The following is a 16,987-nucleotide window of genomic DNA, read 5'->3' as shown; positions in this document are numbered from 1 at the left end:
ATCTTTAGCACAATGCCCCGCAGCGTGCTGTGGTGGCCGGCGTGTCCGCCGTCGCCTTGCGGCTCAGCTCTCGCCTCGGCGCTCACCTTGGCGCGGCGTCCCGGATCGCCGCGCAGATGCGCGCCGGCGTGGCCGGCATCCCGGTGTGGCTGATGCCGTGCCCGCGGCGGAGCGCGCCGCGGCCTTCGCGCTTGAGGAAGGCCTGGTCCTCGCGACGCAACACGGAAGCGCCCATGGCGAGTTTCGGTGTGACCACGCCCATGAATGCCTCGCGATGACGGTGGGGGAATGGATGCCCGAATAGGCATTGGCGCAGTTTTGTCGAGTGACCGTTTCGTGTAAAGAGCGCGGACTTCGTTTTTTTGGACCAGCGGGGCGTGTTTGCCGCGCCGGCAAGGACAGGAAAACCCTTCCGAATGCGCACCGATACCGGCCAGGTCTTCAAGCTCGAAGACTATCGCCCCAGTGACTATCTCATCCCGGAGACCAGCCTCGTTTTCCGCCTTTCGCCAGGGGCAACCCGCGTCACCGCCACGCTCACAGTCGAGCGCCGCGGTGGCGTCGCGGCGTCAGCGCCGCTGGTGCTCGACGGCGACGGGCTGACGCTGATCGGCATCGCCATTGACGGCCGCGAGCTTCAGCCGGCGGACTACGCGGCAACGCCCGACGAACTCGCCATCCTGAAGCCGCCGGCCGCTTCCCGCTTCGAGCTTGTCCTGGAAACCGAGATCGTGCCCGCGCGCAACGAGGCGCTGATGGGACTCTATCGCTCCAGCAACGTCTATTGCACGCAATGCGAGGCCGAGGGCTTCCGGCGCATCACTTATTTCCTCGACCGGCCGGACATCCTGTCGGTCTATACAGTGCGCATCGAGGCGCGGCGCGAAGAAGCGCCGCTGCTACTCTCCAACGGCAACCCGGTGGAAACCGGCGCGGTTGCCGATGGCTGGCACTATGCGGTCTGGCACGATCCCTTCCCCAAGCCGTCCTACCTGTTCGCGCTGGTGGCGGGCAATCTCGGCAAGGTGGCCGACAGCTTCACCACCCTATCCGGCCGCAAGGTTGAGCTCGGCATCTATGTCGAGCCCGGCAAGGAGCGGCTGGCGGGCTATGCGATGGATGCGCTGAAGCGCTCGATGAAATGGGACGAGGACGCCTTCGGCCGCGAATACGATCTCGACGTGTTCAACATCGTCGCCGTCTCCGACTTCAACATGGGCGCGATGGAGAACAAGGGCCTCAACATCTTCAACGACAAATATGTGCTGGCCGACGAGGAGACCGCGACCGATGCCGATTTCGCCAATATCGAGGCGATCATCGCGCATGAGTATTTCCACAATTGGACAGGCAACAGAATCACTTGCCGCGACTGGTTCCAGCTCTGCCTGAAGGAAGGGCTCACCGTTTACCGCGACCATGAATTCTCCGCCGACCAGCGCTCGCGGGCGGTTAAGCGCATCGCCGAGGTGCGCACGCTGCGCGCCCACCAGTTCCCCGAGGATCAGGGCCCGCTGGCACATCCGGTCAGGCCGCGCCGCTACCGCGAGATCAACAATTTCTACACGGCGACCGTCTACGAGAAGGGTTCGGAAGTGGTGCGCATGATCCGCACCATCCTCGGCGCCGGCGCGTTCCGCGCCGGCATGAACCTCTATTTCGAGCGCCACGACGGAGAGGCCGCGACGATCGAGGACTTTCTCAAGGCGTTCGAGGATGCGTCGGGACGCGACCTGTCGCAATTCGCCCTGTGGTATCATCAGGCGGGAACGCCGAACCTGACCGTGAGCTCCTCGCACAATGCGGGGACAAAGGAATTCACGCTGGAGATCGAGCAGTCCGTGCCGCCGACACCGTCGGAGAGCCGCAAGCGGCTGATGCACATTCCGCTGGCCTTCGGCCTGGTCGGCGCCGGCGGCAAGCCGGTCGCCTATGACGCCGTCGAGGGTGCGACGGTCGAGGATGGCGTCATCCATATCCGCAAGCGCCGCCATCTGGTGCGCTTCACCGGCGTCGCCGAGCGCCCGGCGGTGTCGCTCAACCGCGGCTTCTCGGCACCAATCACGCTCTCGGTCGAACAGAGAGCCGACGACCAGTTCTTCCTTGCCGGCCACGACAGCGACAGCTTCGCGCGCTGGCAGGCCTTCAACACGCTACTGACCGACGCGCTGATAGCGACCTTCCGCCAGGTGCTCGGCGGCACGGAGCCGGTGTTCACGGCGCGACTCGCCGAGCTTGCCGGCAAGATCGCCGTCGACGAGACGCTGGAGCCGGCCTATCGGGCTCTGGCGTTGTCGCTCCCCAGCGAGGCCGACATCGCCCGCGACATCGGCAAGGGCATCGACCCCGACGCCATCTTCGCAGCACGCGAGGCGCTGGCCCTGGCGATCGCCAAGCCGAACCGCGATAGCTTCTCCGACCTCTATGAACGGCTTGCCGACAAGGGGCCGTTCAGCCCCAATGCCTCGAGCGCCGGACGCCGCGCGATGCGCAACATCCTGCTCGACTATCTGGCGCTGCTGCCGGAAGGCGCCGCGCTCGCCGCCAGTCACTTCCGCTCCGCCAGCAACATGACCGATCGCGCCGCCGCACTGACCGTGCTCGCGCATCGGCATGCCGGCTCGCGTCAAGCGGTCGAGGCGCTGGCCGCTTTCGAAGCGAAGTACGGCGGCGATGCGCTGGTCATGGACAAATGGTTCCAGATCCAGGCCGGCGTGCCCGGCCCGCGGACCGTCGAGGCGGTGCGCGCGCTGACCGGTCACCCTGCCTTCTCGATGGCCAATCCCAACCGGGTGCGCGCCCTGGTCGGCACCTTCTCCAGCGCCAACCAGACCGGCTTCCACCGCGCCGACGGCGAGGGCTACCGCTTCTTTACCGAGACCGTGCTCGAGGTCGAGAAGCGCAACCCCCAACTGGCGGCAAGGCTGGCGACGGCTTTGCGCTCCTGGCGCTCGCTGGAACCGAAGCGCCAGGCCAAGGCCAGGGAGGCGCTGCTTGCGATGGCCGCCGCGGATAAGCTGTCGGCCGATCTCAGGGATATCGTCGAGCGGACTTTGGCGTAAGGGCTTTCCCTTTCTTCCTGTGGGAGGAAAGGACGAATTTCAATCAACTTTTAATCTTTTTTGGCCGCGCCTCTGGACAAGGCGAATCACCTTTGATTCTTTAATGACGATTCGGGCGTGCGGCGTAACCGGACCATCAAGCATACGGAATTCGGGGAGTAGCCATTTATGGCCAAGGCGGACGCGTGGGGCGCGCCCGGAGGGAAGGCTTTTGAGCGTCGCAGGGCGCGGGCCGACGGGCTTGCCGGCAACACCCGGCTGATCGCCGAACCCGCCTATAGGCGGCTGCTGGCGGCCGAGCCGTGGCTTCGGCGCTCGATCCCTGCCCTCATCATCATCTTCCTGATCGTCATCGCGGCGCTGCGCGTGCTGTCGCTGATGAACGAGCGCGACGAGGTCGAACGCGACGCCAAGGCGATCCTTTCGCTGGCGGCCGCTCAGATGGCGAGTGCGATCAGCGCCGATCCAAACGCCGCTTCAGTGACCGCGCCTGACCTGATGGAGAGTGCCGGTCGCCAGGGGGCCATGGGCCGCAGCCACGTGCTTGCCATCACCGACGGCAACTTCAAGATCATCGCCGTGTCGCCGCTGTCGAGCGGCTGGCAGGGACGCGCGCTGGACAGCCTGGTCCAGGGCGGCCAGCCGCTGTTCATGTTCGGCGAGCGGGCCGGCGTCATGGATATCAGCATCGACGGAAAAGACTGGTATGGGGCGGTGAGCCTGACCAGCGACCGCAAGAACGCCGCCGCCGCGCTGGTGCCTCGGGATGCGGTCTTCGACAACTGGCGCAAGACCGTCTCGCTCAACGTCACACTGTTTGTGCTGACGGCCGGGGTGCTGATCATCATCCTCTACGCCTATTTCGGCCAGGCAGCGCGCGCCCAGGCCGCCGACCGCATCTACCTCGAGGCGCATCAGCGCATCGACATGGCGCTGGTGCGCGGCCGCTGCGGCCTGTGGGACTGGGACATGGTGCGCGGCAAGATGTACTGGTCGCGCTCGATGTACGACATGCTGGGCTACGAACCCTGCGACAGCATGCTGTCCTTCGGCGAGGTCGACGAGATCATCCACCCGGAGGACGGCGACCTGTTCGAACTCGCCAATCGCATTGTCGAGCGCGAGATCGACCACATCGACCAGGTGTTCCGCATGCGGCACGCCGACGGGCAATGGGTGTGGATGCGCGCGAGAGCGCAGGTGATCGACCCGGAGGCGCCGGAAATCCAGCTGATCGGGATCGCCGTCGACGTCACCGAGCAGAGGCACCTGGCGCTGCGCTCGGAGGCGGCGGACCTGCGCTTGCGGACCGCGATCGAGAACATCAACGAATCCTTCGTGCTTTGGGACGCCGCCGAGCGGCTGATCATGTGCAATTCAAAGTTCCAGAAGGACAACGGCCTGTCGGACCGCGACGTGATGCCGGGCGCGACGCGCGCCGTGCTCGAGGAACGCATGCTGGCCTTCGCCTCGGAGCGCAGGCTGGCCAACGCCAATGGCCCACAGGGCGGCTCGACCTTCGAGCGGCAGCTTGCCGACGGCCGCTGGCTGCAGGTCAACGAACTGAGGACAAGGGACGGCGGCACCGTCTCGGTCGGCTCCGACATCACCCAGATCAAGCTGCATCAGGAAAAGCTGGTCGATAGCGAGCGGCGGTTAATGGCGACCATCCACGACCTCAGCCTGGCCCGCCGGGCGGAAGAAGAACGCGCCAGGGAGCTGGTCGAGCTTAACCGCAAATACATGAAGGAGACCGAGCGCGCCGAGGCGGCCAACCGCGCGAAGTCCGAATTCCTGGCCAACATGTCGCACGAACTGCGCACGCCGCTCAACGCCATCATTGGCTTCTCCGAGCTGATGGAACAAGGCCTGTTCGGGCCGCTCGGCTCGCCGCGCTACGAAGAATATGCCACCGACATCAACGGCAGCGGCAAATACCTGCTCGGCGTCATCAACGACATACTCGACATGTCGAAGATCGAGGCCGGCCAGTTCTCGATGGACCGCGAGGAGATCGACCTCTGCCCGCTGATCAAGGAGACGGTGCGCGTCATCTCGCTGCAGGCGGCGGAGAAATCGATCACGGTGGAGACCCGCATCGCCGATTCGATGCGGCTCTTCGCCGATCGCCGCGCGATCAAGCAGATCGCCATAAACCTTCTGTCCAACGCCGTGAAGTTCACCGGCCAGGGCGGCCACATCTCGGTCCGGGCGCGCAGCGCTTCAGGAGCCTTGGTGCTGACCATCGAGGACAATGGCTGCGGCATCCCCAAAGCGGCGCTGAGCAAGCTTGGCCGGCCCTTCGAGCAGGTGCAGAACCAGTTCTCAAAGAACCATGCAGGCTCGGGCCTCGGCCTGGCCATCTCGCGCTCGCTGGCCGAGCTGCAGGGCGGCGCGCTGAAGATCCGCTCGACCGAAGGCGTCGGCACGATCGTGTCGGTGCGAATCCCGCTCAAGAAGGCGCCGCCTTCGGTGAAGGCGGCGGCTTGATTGATTTCCGTAGGAATCCTCGGCAACGCTAGCGGGACAGCGCGAAGTAACGAGGCCTTTTCGAGAATCCGGCAGCATAGCCCACCGGATCCGGATCATTCAGCTTCACTGCACGCCGTCACCGCCATTCCACTGCCGATGACGTCCGAAGCGGCCGCCCTTCGGCAGCTCGCCCTTTTCGATCTTGCCGTCATTGTTCTTGTCCAGCAAGGCGAACAGCTTCTTCTCGCGGCCAGTGATGTCGTCGGCGGTCAGCGTGCCGTCGCCCCTGGTGTCGTAGCGCTCGATGATGCGCCTGGCCATGCGCTCGAAGCGCGCCTTCTCCAGCGCGTCGGCGAGTTCGGCAACGGTGAGCCTGCCGCCATTTTGAGCAACCATCTTTTTCAGGCGCGAGTCCATGGCGTCAGAGAACTGGTCGAAGGTGATGGGGCCGTCAGAGTCCTTCATCGCCTTGCCGAGGCGTAACATCAAGTTGTCACGCATATTGGCGCTGGCGTTATTTTCGGCATAGGCCGTCGTGCCGACGGCGCCGGCAAGGGCTGCGAAAGCAAGGGCAAGCTTGGTTGACTTTCTCATTGGTCTTCTCCTGTTGCATCGTCACCCCCGATGCCAGGACGGCAACCTCCTCAATCAGATTCAGGCCGCCATCCTATCTCCTTGTTTAAGCATCGGATTTTCTCCGCATCGGCTCCAACGCTCCCGCCTTGAGGTTCATCCGCCCATCATGATTTTTTCGCACGCAGCAAAAGGTCGAAATCCTGTCTGACCTTTGGCGACGTCTCCTTGAGATGTGCTTCAAGAACAGCGAAATCCGGCACGTCAGTCACCGCCAGAAGCAGATCTGAAAGCCCCGGTGGCACGTCGTCGCGCTGGATCTCACCGGTGAGGCAAAGCCTGATCATCTGGGTCAGCGCCAGATAGAGCGCGTAGGCATCGCACAGCTGCTGCCTGACATCGGCGCCGGCGAAGTCGGGCGCCAGCCTTGCCAGGATGTCGGCCGTCGCCGTCACCCTGCGGCCGGCCGCGACATGGCCGGTGAGCACCGCAACCTGAGCGATGAACTCGAGGTCGATCAGGCCGCCGGGGATCAGCTTGATGTCCCAGGGATCGCGCGGCGGCTTTTCCTTCTCGATCATGGCGCGCATCTCGGATGCATCGGCCATCACCTTGGCGGCATCGCGCGGCAGGGCCAAGATCGCGGCCACCTCTGTTTCCACCTCGGCGCACAGTGCCGCGTCGCCGCCGATGGTGCGGGCCCTCGCCAGCGCCATGTGCTCCCAGGTCCAGGCATCGTGGCGCTGGTACTTCTTGAAAGCATCGACATGAGTGGCGACCGGCCCCTTGTTGCCGGAGGGGCGCAGGCGAAGGTCGAGCTCGTAGAGCACTCCCTCCGCCGTCGGCGCCGAAACGGCGGCAATCAGGCGCTGCGTCATGCGGGTATAGTAGTGAGAAGGCGCCAGCGGCTTTTCGCCGTCGGATTCCTCGGCATCCGCGTCGTGGTCGTATAGCAGGATGAGGTCGACGTCGGAGCCGGCGGTGAGTTCGCGGCTGCCGAGCTTGCCCATGCCGAGCAACGCCACCCTCCCCCCTGCGATCCGGCCGTGGCGCATTGCGAACTCGGCGCTGACCGCCTGCAACGCCGCCTCGACTGTGAGATCGGCGAGATCGGAAAAGGCGCGGCCGGCACGGGTCGGATCGATCGAGCCGGCGAGCAGCCGCACACCGATCAGGAATTTCTGCTCCGAGGCAAAGATGCGCAAGCGGTCGAGCACGTCCTCATAGGCGCGGTCGCCTTCGATGAAGGCGGCGAGCCGCGCCGACAGGTAGGCGCGGTCGGGCAATTCACTGAGCAGCGCCGGATCGAGCAGGCCGTCGAAGACATGCGGCCGGCGCGTGATGATGGCGGAGAGCCTGGGAGCGGCGCCCATGATGGTCGCCATCAACTGCAGCAAGGCGGGGTTGGATTGGAGCAGCGAGAAGAGCTGGATGCCGGCGGGCAGGCCGGCGAGGAACTCGTCGAAACGCATCACCGCCTCGTCGGCGCGGCGCGTCTGGCCGAAGGCCTTGAGCAGCGCCGGCGTCAATTCCGTCAGCCGCTCGCGCGCTTCGGCCGACTGGGTGACGCGGTAGCGGCCGAAATGCCAGCCGCGAATGACGCGGCAAATGTCGCTCGGCCGATGGAAGCCGAGACGGTGCAAAGTCTGCAGCGTGTCGGGATCGTCGACGTCTCCGGTGAAGACCAGGTTGCCGACGCCGGCCGAAAGCTCCGGCGCGGTCTCGAACAGCGCCGCGTAGTGACGCTCGACCTGCTGCAGCGAGGCCCGGAAGGCCTCGGCGAACTCCGCCTCTCCGGCAAAGCCGAGCATCAGGGCGATACGCAGCAGCCCCTCGTCGCTATCGGGCAGGACATGCGTCTGCTCGTCCGCGACCATCTGGATGGCGTGCTCGACGCTGCGCAGGAACCAGTATTGCCGGGCGAGCGCATCACGCGCGTCGGCGGTGATCCAGCCGCGCGCGGCAAGCTGGCCGAGCATCGGCACCGTCTCACGGCCACGCAGTTCCGGGAAGCGGCCGCCGGCGATCAGTTGCTGGGTCTGAACGAAGAACTCGATCTCGCGGATGCCGCCACGGCCGAGCTTGACGTTGTGGCCCTTGACCGCGATCTCGCCATGGCCCTTGTGGGCATGGATCTGGCGCTTGATCGAATGGACGTCGGCGATCGCCGCATAGTCCATGTATTTGCGCCAGACATAGGGCTGCAATTCCTTGAGGAAGGCGGCGCCTGCGGCAAGATCGCCGGCCACGGGGCGCGCCTTGATCATGGCGGCGCGTTCCCAGTTCTGGCCACGCCCCTCGTAATAGTGAAGCGCCGCCTCGACTGGTATCGCCAGCGGCGTCGAGCCGGGATCTGGCCGCAGCCTCAGATCGGTACGAAAGACATAGCCGTGCTCGGTGCGGTCCTGCAGGATCCGCACCAGCCGGCGGGTGAGGCGCGCGAACAGTTCCGTCGCGTCCAGCGGATCGACAATCGCCGGCGCGGCCGGATCAAAGAAGACGACGAGGTCGATGTCGGAGGAAAAATTCAGCTCATGCGCGCCGAGCTTGCCCATGCCGAGCAGTACCCAGCCCGACTGGCGCGCCGGATCTTCGGGATCCGGCAGCCTGAGCTTGCCCTGCTCGTGCGCGTCTCGCAGCAGGAAATCGACGGCGGCGCGGGTACAGGCATCGGCCAGGTCGCTGAGGCGGCGCACCGTCAGCGACGTCTCGGCCTCGCCTGCGAGATCGGCGAGCGCGATCAGGAAATGCGCCTCGGCCTTCAACAGCCTGAGATCCATCATCAGGCCATTTTCGGTGACCGCCTCGGCGCGTGCCGAAAGGGCGATCGCATCGCCTATGTCGCTGAGCCTAGCCTCGACGGTCTGGTCGAACAGCGCGTCAAGAATGGCCGGCCGCCGGCGCGCCGTATCGCGCAGGAATGGCGACAGGTCGGAGATGGCGGCGAGCAGGTCCTGCTGCTGCCCCTTGCCAGAGAGAAATTCGACCAGCCGCGGCAGATCTTCTTCCCCGGCCGCGGCAGCGATCTCCGACAACTCCCGCCTGGCACGCCCCTTGTCCAGGGGCAGAAGCGCCATCGCCGGCCGCAACTGCAATTCGGTTTCCGCTGCCTTCTTGGCCATCTTCTCCGCCATCAGTGGTCCTCCCGTGCGGGAAAACTCATGATAACGGACAATCCGGGATCGGCGGGCAGAAGATCAAGCTTGCCCTTGTGGAAAGTCATGATCGCCTTGGCGAGGCTGAGACCCAGGCCCGACCCCGGCTGCGACCGGCTCTTCTCCAGCCTAACGAAGCGCTCGGTCACCCTGGCGCGGTCGGCATCATCGGGGATGCCCTGGCCATTGTCGGAAACGGTGAGCCGGATTTCGTGGCCGACACGCTCCAGCGCCACGCGCACTGTGGGCTGACCGGTCGAGTCGGCCGAATATTTGATCGCGTTGTCGACGATGTTGGACAGCGCCTGGCCGATCAATTCGCGATTGCCGTCGACGGCAAAAGCCTGCGGCGCGGAGGTCTCGAGGATGACGCCGGCCTCTTCGGCCACCGGCTCGTAGAGCTCGACGACATCGCGGACCGCTGCCGCGAGATCGACCCGGCTGGTGGTCTCCGAGGAATAGCCGGCCTCCAGCCTGGAGATCATCAGGATGGCGTTGAAGGTCTTTATCAGCTGGTCGGACTCAGCGATCGTGCTTTCCAGCGCCTGCCGGTAGTCGGGGGTCTTCTGCCGGCCGGCCAGCGTCGCCTCGGCGCGGTTGCGCAGCCTGGTCAGCGGCGTCTTCAGATCATGCGCGATATTGTCGGAAACCTGCTTCAGGCCCTCGTTCAGCTTGGCGATCCGGGCCAGCATCGTATTGAGGTTCTCGGACAGGCGGTCGAACTCGTCACCGGCTCCGGTGACCGGGAGGCGGCCGGACAGGTCGCCGCCCATGATGCGGCGGCTGGCCTCCGAGACGCTGTCGATGCGCTTCAGCGCCGCGCGCCCGACAAAGAACCAGATCAGGAGCCCGCCAAGCCCCATCATGCCCAGCGCGAGCATCAAGGCGCGGCGTATGACGGCGCGGAAGCGCTCGGGCTCGCCGAGGTCGCGGCCGACCAGCATGATCATCTGGTTGGGCAGCCGCAGCACCAGCGCGATCGCGTTGTGGCCCTTCTCGCCCTCGGCCTGCGCTTCGGGCTCGCCGGACGGCGGCGTGGCCTGGTCGGGTGCCCCGCTGCGCAGCCGGTCGAGTTCGCCCTCGCCGAAACGCTGATAGGAAAATGGCTCTGTCGTCCAGCCCTCCGTTTCGATGACCCCCGGCTCCAGGCTTTGCACATTGCCGGTCAAGATCTGCCCGTTGGCGTCGGCGATGAGGTAGAGGTTGGCCCCGGGCTGGCGGGAACGTGCTTCGACGACGCGGACCAGGACCGGCAGGCCGCCGCGCCGATAGGCACGATCGAGACCAGCCACTTCATCGTTGATCGTATCCTGCGTCTGCGCGGTCAGCATGCGCGCCGACAGCGAGGTCATGTAGAAGACGAGCAGCACGGCGCACAGCGCGAAAAGCAGGAAATAGAGTGCCGAGAGCCGCGCTGCCGTCGTCCTCATGATGGCCGGCAGGGAAAGAGCCATGATCGGCCTTACCCACCCTTTAGCATGTAGCCGGCGCCGCGGACCGTATGCAGGATCGGCTTGTCGAAGCCCTTCTCGATCTTGCCGCGCCGCCGCGAGACATGGACGTCGATGACATTGGTCTGCGGGTCGAAGTGGTAGTCCCAGACATTCTCGAGCAGCATGGTGCGCGTCACCACCTGACCGGCATGGCGCATCAGATATTCGAGCAGGCGGAACTCGCGCGGCTGCAGCGTGATCTCGCGCGCGGCGCGCTTGACCGAGTGCGAAAGCCGGTCGAGCTCGAGATCGCCGACGCGGTAGACGGTCTCGGCTTCCCTGGCGCTGGCGCGGCGGTTGAGCACCTCGACGCGGGCGAGCAATTCGGAGAATGCGTAGGGCTTGGTCAGGTAATCGTCGCCGCCGGCGCGCAGGCCGGTGACGCGGTCGTCGACCTCGCCCAGCGCCGACAGGATCAGCACTGGCGTCGTGTTGCCCCTGGAGCGCAGGCCGGCGATGACCGACAGGCCGTCGCGGCGCGGCATCATGCGGTCGACGACCATGACGTCATAATCGCCGGCGTCGGCAAGCGCGAAGCCGGTCTCGCCGTCGCCGGCGACATGGGCGGTATGGCCGGCTTCGGCAAAGGCCTTCTGCAGGTAATCGGCGGCCTCGCGATCGTCTTCTATGACGAGAATCTTCATAGAGCCGTTATACGCGATTTCGCCCTGAGAATGAGGAGCCGGCATGCACGGAATGGCCTTTGATGGTTGGGAGCGGCAGCGGGCGATGGGAAGCCCGCTGCCGCTGGGGTCGGAACACGGTGACTGACTAACGTATTCGGGCCCCGTCCTTTCCCCCGCGGCGGCTCGGGGGTGTTGAAACCGCCGCTTCGGGAAAGTTGCGAACGTCAGCCCTTGGCGACGGGCAGCGCAACGAAGCGGTTCGAGTCGTCGCGGGTGATCTGCATTAGCACCGCCTTGCGGCCCGCCTTCACGGCATCGGCCATCGCCTTGTCGACATCCGCCGTGCCGCTCACCTCCATCGAGTTGACCGAGGTGATGACATCGCCGGGCTGGATGCCGCGGTCGGCCGCATCGCTGTCGGGATCGACATCGGTCACGACCAGCCCCTTGCCGTTTTCCGACTTGGTGACGGTCAGGCCGAGATCGGCAAGCGTGTCGGCCTTTGGCGCCGCCGGCTGCTTGCTGTCATCGTTCGACGCCTGCTTGTCGCTGGCGGGCAGCTTGCCGAGGTCGACCTTGATCGTCTCGCTCTTGCCGTCGCGCCACACGGTGACATCGACGGACTTGCCCGGCGCAAAGGCGCCGATCAGGCGGGCGAGTTCCTTCGGCGAGGCGACATCCTTGCCGTCGACCTGGGTGATGACGTCGCCAGCGGTGATGCCGGCCTTCTTGCCGGGACCGTCGTCCTGCGCGCTCGACACCAGCGCGCCCTTCTCGGACTTCAGCCCGAGCGATTCCGCGATGTCGGAGGTGACCGGCTGAATCTCGACGCCCAGCCAGCCGCGCTGGACGGAGCCGCTCTTCATCAGGTCCTGCACCACTTCCTTGGCGGTCGAGGCCGGGATGTCGAAGGCGATGCCGACGCTGCCGCCCGAGGGCGAGAAGATCGCGGTGTTGATGCCGACGACCTGGCCATTGAGGTTGAAGGTCGGGCCACCAGAATTGCCGCGATTGACCGAGGCGTCGATCTGCAGGAAGTCGTCATACGGGCCGGCGCCGATGTCGCGGCCGCGGGCCGAGACGATGCCGGCTGTGACGGTGCCACCGAGGCCGAACGGATTGCCGACGGCCACCACCCAGTCGCCGACGCGAACCTTTGAATCGTCGGCGAAGTCGACATAGGTGAACTTGCCGTCGCCTTCGACCTTGAGCACGGCGAGGTCGGTGCGCGGATCGGTGCCGATCAGCTTGGCGTCGAGCTCCTTGCCGTCGTTCATCACCACGGTGAAAGCGGAACCCTCTTCGACGACATGGTTGTTGGTGACGAGGTAGCCGTCATCGGAGATGAAGAAGCCCGAGCCCTGCGCGACCGGGCGCGGCTGGCCGTCATTGTGGCCACGGTGGTTGAAACGGCGCATGCCGAACTGGCCGCCCTGATCGCCAAAACCGCGGAATTCCCTGAAGAAGCGGCGCAGCTGCGGATTGTCGGGCAAGTTGTTCATACCGTCCTGATCGTCGGACTGGTCGGATCCGTCATCGGCCGCCGGCTCGATCTTGGCCTTGACCTTGACGCTGACCACAGCCGGCGTGACGCGCTCCACGACATCGGCGAAGCTCGGCACCTGCGGCGCCTCGACACGCACTGCGTCGGCCAGAACGGGGGCGGTTCCAGTGGCCAGCGCGCCGACGCCAACCGCGCCGATGACAGCCAGCGAAGCGACCGTCGCGGTCAGGCGCTTGCGGGTGCCAAAATATGAATTGGGGGCAATATTCATGGGTCTCGTATCCTCTTTCACAAGGGATGCGCTCAGGCGGAGCATCCTCCGGCAAGAGGAATAGAGAGGCGCACATTACGGCGCCATTTCCGGTACATGAAAGTTTTGTAATGTTGGCGCTCAGTCGCGCAGTATCTTGTCCAGAGCGGCCTGCTCCTCGGCGGTGAGCGGGCTCGCGGGGGCCGCTCGGCGCGAGCGGGCACTGAGCACGATGAACAGCCCGCCGGCAACGAGCAGGACGACGGGCGTGCCCCACAACAGCGCGTTGCGCAGGCTGAAGCGCGGCTTCAAGAGCACAAACTCGCCATAGCGGGAGACGATATAGTCCATCACCTGCTGGTCGCTGTCGCCGGCAACCAGGCGCTGGCGCACCAGGATGCGCAGGTCGCGCGCAAGGTCGGCGTCGGATTCGTCGATCGATTGGTTCTGGCAGACCATGCAGCGCAAGCCTTCCGAGAGCGCGCGCGCCCTCGCCTCCAGCGCCGGATCGGCGAGCACCTCGTCGGGCTTCACCGCGATGGCGCTGCCGGCAAACAGCAAGCCCAGCAGCAACGCCAGCGAGGCAAGCGAAACCCTCGTCATGGCGCGCTCGCGGCAGGCGCGGCGTCGGCCGGCTTGCGGCGGCGCGACGGCGCACCGACGCGCAGGCGGCGGTCGAGCAGCGACATCGCCGCGCCCGCCATCATCACCAGGGCGCCACCCCAGATCAGCGTCACCAGCGGCTTCCACCACAGCCGAACGACGACGGAGCCGTCATTGCCCTCGTCGCCAAGCGACAGATAGAGCTGGCTGAACCAAACAGTCCTGATGCCGGATTCGGTGGTCGTCATCTGGCGCACAGGATAGAAGCGCTTGGCCGAGCTGATCTCGCCCTTGGCGTTGCCGTCGGCGCCGATGAACAGGAAGCGGCCGCGATCCTCGCTGTAGTTCGGTCCTTGCGCCGGGTAGAGACCCTCGAAGCGGAGCCTATGGCCGGAGAGCTCCACCGTATCGCCGGCGCGCATGGTCAGGATCTTCTCGGTGCCGAAACTCATGGTCCCGACGATGCCTAGCAGGGTCAGGCCGAGGCCGAGATGGGCGAGCGCGGTGCCGAACACCGAGCGCGGCAGGCCGGCGAAGCGGCTGAGCGCAACCGCCGGCGCAACATTGCCGATACCCGATTTGACGGCGAGATCGGTGAGCGCGCCGCAGACCAGCCAGACGGCGAGACCGACGCCAAGCGCGGCGAACACCGACGCGCCGTCGATGAACAGCGCCGTCACCAGCACGGCGGCGAGCGCTGCCGCGAAGGCGGCCATCAGCCGTTGGGCGGCGGCAAGGACGTCGCCGCGCTTCCAGGCAAGCAGCGGCCCGAACGGCACGATTGCCAAGAGCGGCAGCATCAACGGGCCGAAGGTCAGGTCGAAGAACGGCGCGCCGACCGAGATCTTGCCGCCGGTGACGGCTTCCAGCGCCAGCGGATAGAGCGTGCCCACCAGCACCGTGGCCGTGGCGGTGGTGAGGAACAGATTGTTGAGGACCAGCGCGCCCTCGCGCGAGATCGGATGGAACAGGCCGCCGGCGGTCAGCCTCGAGGCGCGCAGCGCGAACAGCGCCAGCGAACCACCGATGAACAGCGTCAGGATGCAGAGGATGAAGACGCCGCGCGCCGGGTCGGTGGCGAAGGCATGCACCGAGGTAAGCACGCCGGAGCGCACCAGGAAGGTGCCGAGCAGCGACAGCGAGAAGGTGAGGATGGCGAGCAGCAGCGTCCAGATCTTCAGCGCCGAGCGCTTCTCCATGACGATCGCCGAATGGAGCAGCGCCGTACCTGCCAGCCAGGGCATGAAGGACGCGTTCTCGACCGGATCCCAGAACCAGAAGCCGCCCCAGCCGAGCTCGTAATAGGCCCAGTAGGAGCCCATGGCGATGCCGCCGGTGAGGAACATCCAGGCGACCAGCGTCCATGGCCGCACCCAGCGCGCCCAGGAGGCGTCGATGCGGCCCTCGATGAGGGCGGCGACCGAGAAGGAAAAGCAAATCGAGAAGCCGACATAGCCGAGATAGAGCAGCGGCGGATGGATGGCGAGGCCGAGGTCCTGCAGGATAGGGTTGAGGTCGCGGCCCTCGATCGGCGCCGGGTTCAGCCGGATGAAGGGATTGGACGTCGCCAGGATGAACAGGAAGAAGGCGCAGCCGATCGCCCCTTGCACGGCGAGCACATTGGCCCTGAGCGTCGCCGGCAGGTTTGAACCGAACACGGCGACGAGCGTGCCGAAGAAGGTCAGGATCAGCACCCAGAGCAGCATCGAGCCCTCGTGGTTGCCCCAGGTACCGGTGATCTTGTAGATCAGCGGCTGCAGCGAGTGCGAGTTCTCCCGGACGCTCGCCACCGAGAAGTCGGACCCGGCATAGGCGCTGGCCAGCGCGGCGAAGGACAGCGCGGTGAGCGCGAAGCCGGTGACCGTCACCGGACCGCCAACCGCCATCATTTTCTGGTTGCCGACGCGCGCGCCATAGAGCGGCACCAGCATCTGCACCAATGACAGCGCAAAGGCCAGGACGAGCGCGAAATGTCCGGTTTCGACCATTATTCGCTCTTGCTCTCCTGCCAGACGCCCTTGGCTTTCAGCCCATCGGCGACTTCCTTGGGCATATAGCGCTCGTCATGCTTGGCGAGCACGCTGTCGGCGACGAAGATACCGTCCGGCCCGAAGCTGCCTTCGGTGATGACGCCTTGCTCCTCGCGGAACAGGTCGGGCAGGATACCGGTATAGCTGATCTTGACCGATTTCTGCTTGTCGGTCACCGAGAAGGCGACCGTCGCGCCCTGCCCGCGCACGATCGTGCCCTTTTCGACCAGCCCGCCCAGCCGGATACGCTGGCCGGGCTGAACAGTCGCCGTGGCGAGATCGCCGGGCATGTAGAAATAGGAGGCTTTCTGGCCAAGCGCGTAGAAGGTGAGACCGGTGGCGGCGGCGAGGAACGCCAGCCCGGCCACGATCACCGACAGCCGCTTCTGCTTGCGTGTCATCGTCTACTCCGTCGCCATCAGGCCGAGCGTGGTGGCAAAAGCGGTGAACTTCTTCGCTTCATCGCTCCCGGCGCCAAAGACGGCAATGGCGCGGCCGAGCGCATCGCGCGCCTGGTCGGCCTTGCCCAGCACCGCATAGGAACGAATGAGCCGCATCCATCCTTCCACGTCGCGCGGGTTTTGTCTGAGCTTTTCATCGAGGCCGGCGACCATGGTCTCGATCATCGCCTGCCTGTCCTGCGGCGACATCTGCTGCGCGGCATCGACCGCTTGCGCGTCCGGGCCATTGGCGGGCGCGATCCCTGCGACGGATTTGCCCGCTGCGTCGGCCAGCGCCTGCTCGACCGCGCCACGCCACGGAGAATCCGGCGGCAGCGCACCCAGCATCTTTTGCCAGGCAGCCGTCGCCTCGCCGGCACGGCCTTCCTGAGCGAGACCCATCGCCAGGTAGAAGCTCGCCTTCGCATTGGCGGGGTCCTGCTTCAGCGCCGCCTCGAAGGCAACTTGAGCCTCGGCCGAGACGATGCCGCCGGCGGCGTTGGCGATCGCCTCGCCCAGACCTACCTGGCGCGTGGCGCTATCGCCGTCGAGGCGGATGGCGTTGCGGTAGGCTCGCGCCGCGTCGGAATAGCGCTGCAGCCGCAGATAGACCGGCGCCAGCACGTCCCAGCCCCTGCCGTCGGACGGGTTGGCGGCAAGATGCGCCTCGGCGCGCGCTACCAGCTCGTCGACCGAGGAATCGGCGGGATTCTTGGCGAGCCTCTCGGCCAACGGCTGCGCGGGGAGATCGGGCGAGCCGAGCTTGATATAGAGACCCC

General features: G+C 65.9%; 12 protein-coding genes. 2 read left to right on the top strand and 10 right to left on the bottom strand.

The annotated features are described in order from the left end of the window. Positions 1-82 precede the first annotated feature (82 nt). Positions 83-262: a hypothetical protein gene (locus EN742_RS06325; protein ID WP_126055754.1), complete on the bottom strand. Its 180-nt coding sequence runs from the start codon at positions 260-262 to the stop codon at positions 83-85. A gap of 154 nt (positions 263-416) precedes the next feature. Here EN742_RS06325 and pepN point away from each other — a divergent pair, with 154 nt between their 5' ends. Together pepN and EN742_RS06315 are read left to right on the top strand one after the other, a co-directional pair. After that, positions 417-3,062 carry an aminopeptidase N gene (gene pepN, locus EN742_RS06320; protein ID WP_126055755.1) on the top strand — a complete coding sequence of 882 codons (2,646 nt, stop codon included), beginning with the start codon at positions 417-419 and terminating at the stop codon, positions 3,060-3,062. 168 nt (positions 3,063-3,230) lie between these two features. Beyond that, positions 3,231-5,552, top strand: coding sequence for a PAS domain-containing sensor histidine kinase (locus EN742_RS06315; RefSeq protein ID WP_127400023.1), 2,322 nt, complete (start codon positions 3,231-3,233; stop codon positions 5,550-5,552). Between the two features lie 105 nt (positions 5,553-5,657). Here EN742_RS06315 and EN742_RS06310 read toward each other — a convergent pair whose 3' ends face one another. The 9 genes from EN742_RS06310 to EN742_RS06270 form a co-directional block, all read right to left on the bottom strand. Next, positions 5,658-6,128, bottom strand: coding sequence for a hypothetical protein (locus EN742_RS06310; RefSeq protein WP_126055756.1), 471 nt, complete (start codon positions 6,126-6,128; stop codon positions 5,658-5,660). Positions 6,129-6,274: 146 nt separating this feature from the next. Continuing rightward, positions 6,275-9,241: a bifunctional [glutamine synthetase] adenylyltransferase/[glutamine synthetase]-adenylyl-L-tyrosine phosphorylase gene (locus EN742_RS06305; RefSeq protein ID WP_189375201.1), complete on the bottom strand. Its 2,967-nt coding sequence runs from the start codon at positions 9,239-9,241 to the stop codon at positions 6,275-6,277. Then, positions 9,241-10,716, bottom strand: coding sequence for a HAMP domain-containing sensor histidine kinase (locus tag EN742_RS06300; protein WP_126055757.1), 1,476 nt, complete (start codon positions 10,714-10,716; stop codon positions 9,241-9,243). Before EN742_RS06300 ends, EN742_RS06305 begins: the two co-directional genes overlap by 1 nt. An 8-nt stretch (positions 10,717-10,724) precedes the next feature. Then, positions 10,725-11,399 (bottom strand): response regulator transcription factor, encoded by a 675-nt coding sequence (locus tag EN742_RS06295; RefSeq protein ID WP_128332554.1) that lies wholly within the window; start codon positions 11,397-11,399, stop codon positions 10,725-10,727. A gap of 206 nt (positions 11,400-11,605) precedes the next feature. Beyond that, complete coding sequence (locus EN742_RS06290; RefSeq protein WP_127406338.1) at positions 11,606-13,156, bottom strand: Do family serine endopeptidase; 1,551 nt, start codon at positions 13,154-13,156, stop codon at positions 11,606-11,608. A gap of 120 nt (positions 13,157-13,276) precedes the next feature. Further along, positions 13,277-13,738, bottom strand: a complete 462-nt coding sequence (locus EN742_RS06285; protein WP_128332553.1) for a cytochrome c-type biogenesis protein — start codon at positions 13,736-13,738, stop codon at positions 13,277-13,279. Then, entirely contained in the window at positions 13,735-15,726 is a 1,992-nt protein-coding gene (locus EN742_RS06280; RefSeq protein ID WP_128332552.1) for a heme lyase CcmF/NrfE family subunit, read from the bottom strand. Before EN742_RS06280 ends, EN742_RS06285 begins: the two co-directional genes overlap by 4 nt. Next, on the bottom strand, positions 15,726-16,169 hold the full coding sequence (ccmE, locus tag EN742_RS06275) for a cytochrome c maturation protein CcmE (protein WP_126055762.1): 444 nt from the start codon (positions 16,167-16,169) through the stop codon (positions 15,726-15,728). Before ccmE ends, EN742_RS06280 begins: the two co-directional genes overlap by 1 nt. A 3-nt stretch (positions 16,170-16,172) precedes the next feature. Continuing rightward, a partial coding sequence (locus tag EN742_RS06270) for a tetratricopeptide repeat protein (RefSeq protein ID WP_128332551.1) occupies positions 16,173-16,987 on the bottom strand: 815 nt, incomplete at its 5' end.

Origin of the sequence: Mesorhizobium sp. M4A.F.Ca.ET.020.02.1.1 (assembly GCF_004022645.1) — a bacterium.
Lineage (GTDB): Bacteria > Pseudomonadota > Alphaproteobacteria > Rhizobiales > Rhizobiaceae > Mesorhizobium.
The sequence above is the reverse complement of the archived record's forward strand: the minus strand, read 5'-3'. Positions and strand labels throughout refer to the sequence as shown.

What these genes read in the sequence shown, in the direction of transcription:
- pepN (WP_126055755.1), top strand. Translation starts at nt 417, where the DNA reads ATGCGCACCGATACCGGCCAGGTCTTCAAGCTCGAAGACTATCGCCCC.
- EN742_RS06305 (WP_189375201.1), bottom strand. Translation starts at nt 9,241, where the DNA reads ATGGCGGAGAAGATGGCCAAGAAGGCAGCGGAAACCGAATTGCAGTTG.
- ccmE (WP_126055762.1), bottom strand. Translation starts at nt 16,169, where the DNA reads ATGACACGCAAGCAGAAGCGGCTGTCGGTGATCGTGGCCGGGCTGGCG.
- EN742_RS06310 (WP_126055756.1), bottom strand. Translation starts at nt 6,128, where the DNA reads ATGAGAAAGTCAACCAAGCTTGCCCTTGCTTTCGCAGCCCTTGCCGGC.
- EN742_RS06325 (WP_126055754.1), bottom strand. Translation starts at nt 262, where the DNA reads ATGGGCGTGGTCACACCGAAACTCGCCATGGGCGCTTCCGTGTTGCGT.
- EN742_RS06315 (WP_127400023.1), top strand. Translation starts at nt 3,231, where the DNA reads ATGGCCAAGGCGGACGCGTGGGGCGCGCCCGGAGGGAAGGCTTTTGAG.
- EN742_RS06280 (WP_128332552.1), bottom strand. Translation starts at nt 15,726, where the DNA reads ATGGTCGAAACCGGACATTTCGCGCTCGTCCTGGCCTTTGCGCTGTCA.
- EN742_RS06285 (WP_128332553.1), bottom strand. Translation starts at nt 13,738, where the DNA reads ATGACGAGGGTTTCGCTTGCCTCGCTGGCGTTGCTGCTGGGCTTGCTG.
- EN742_RS06300 (WP_126055757.1), bottom strand. Translation starts at nt 10,716, where the DNA reads ATGGCTCTTTCCCTGCCGGCCATCATGAGGACGACGGCAGCGCGGCTC.
- EN742_RS06295 (WP_128332554.1), bottom strand. Translation starts at nt 11,399, where the DNA reads ATGAAGATTCTCGTCATAGAAGACGATCGCGAGGCCGCCGATTACCTG.
- EN742_RS06290 (WP_127406338.1), bottom strand. Translation starts at nt 13,156, where the DNA reads ATGAATATTGCCCCCAATTCATATTTTGGCACCCGCAAGCGCCTGACC.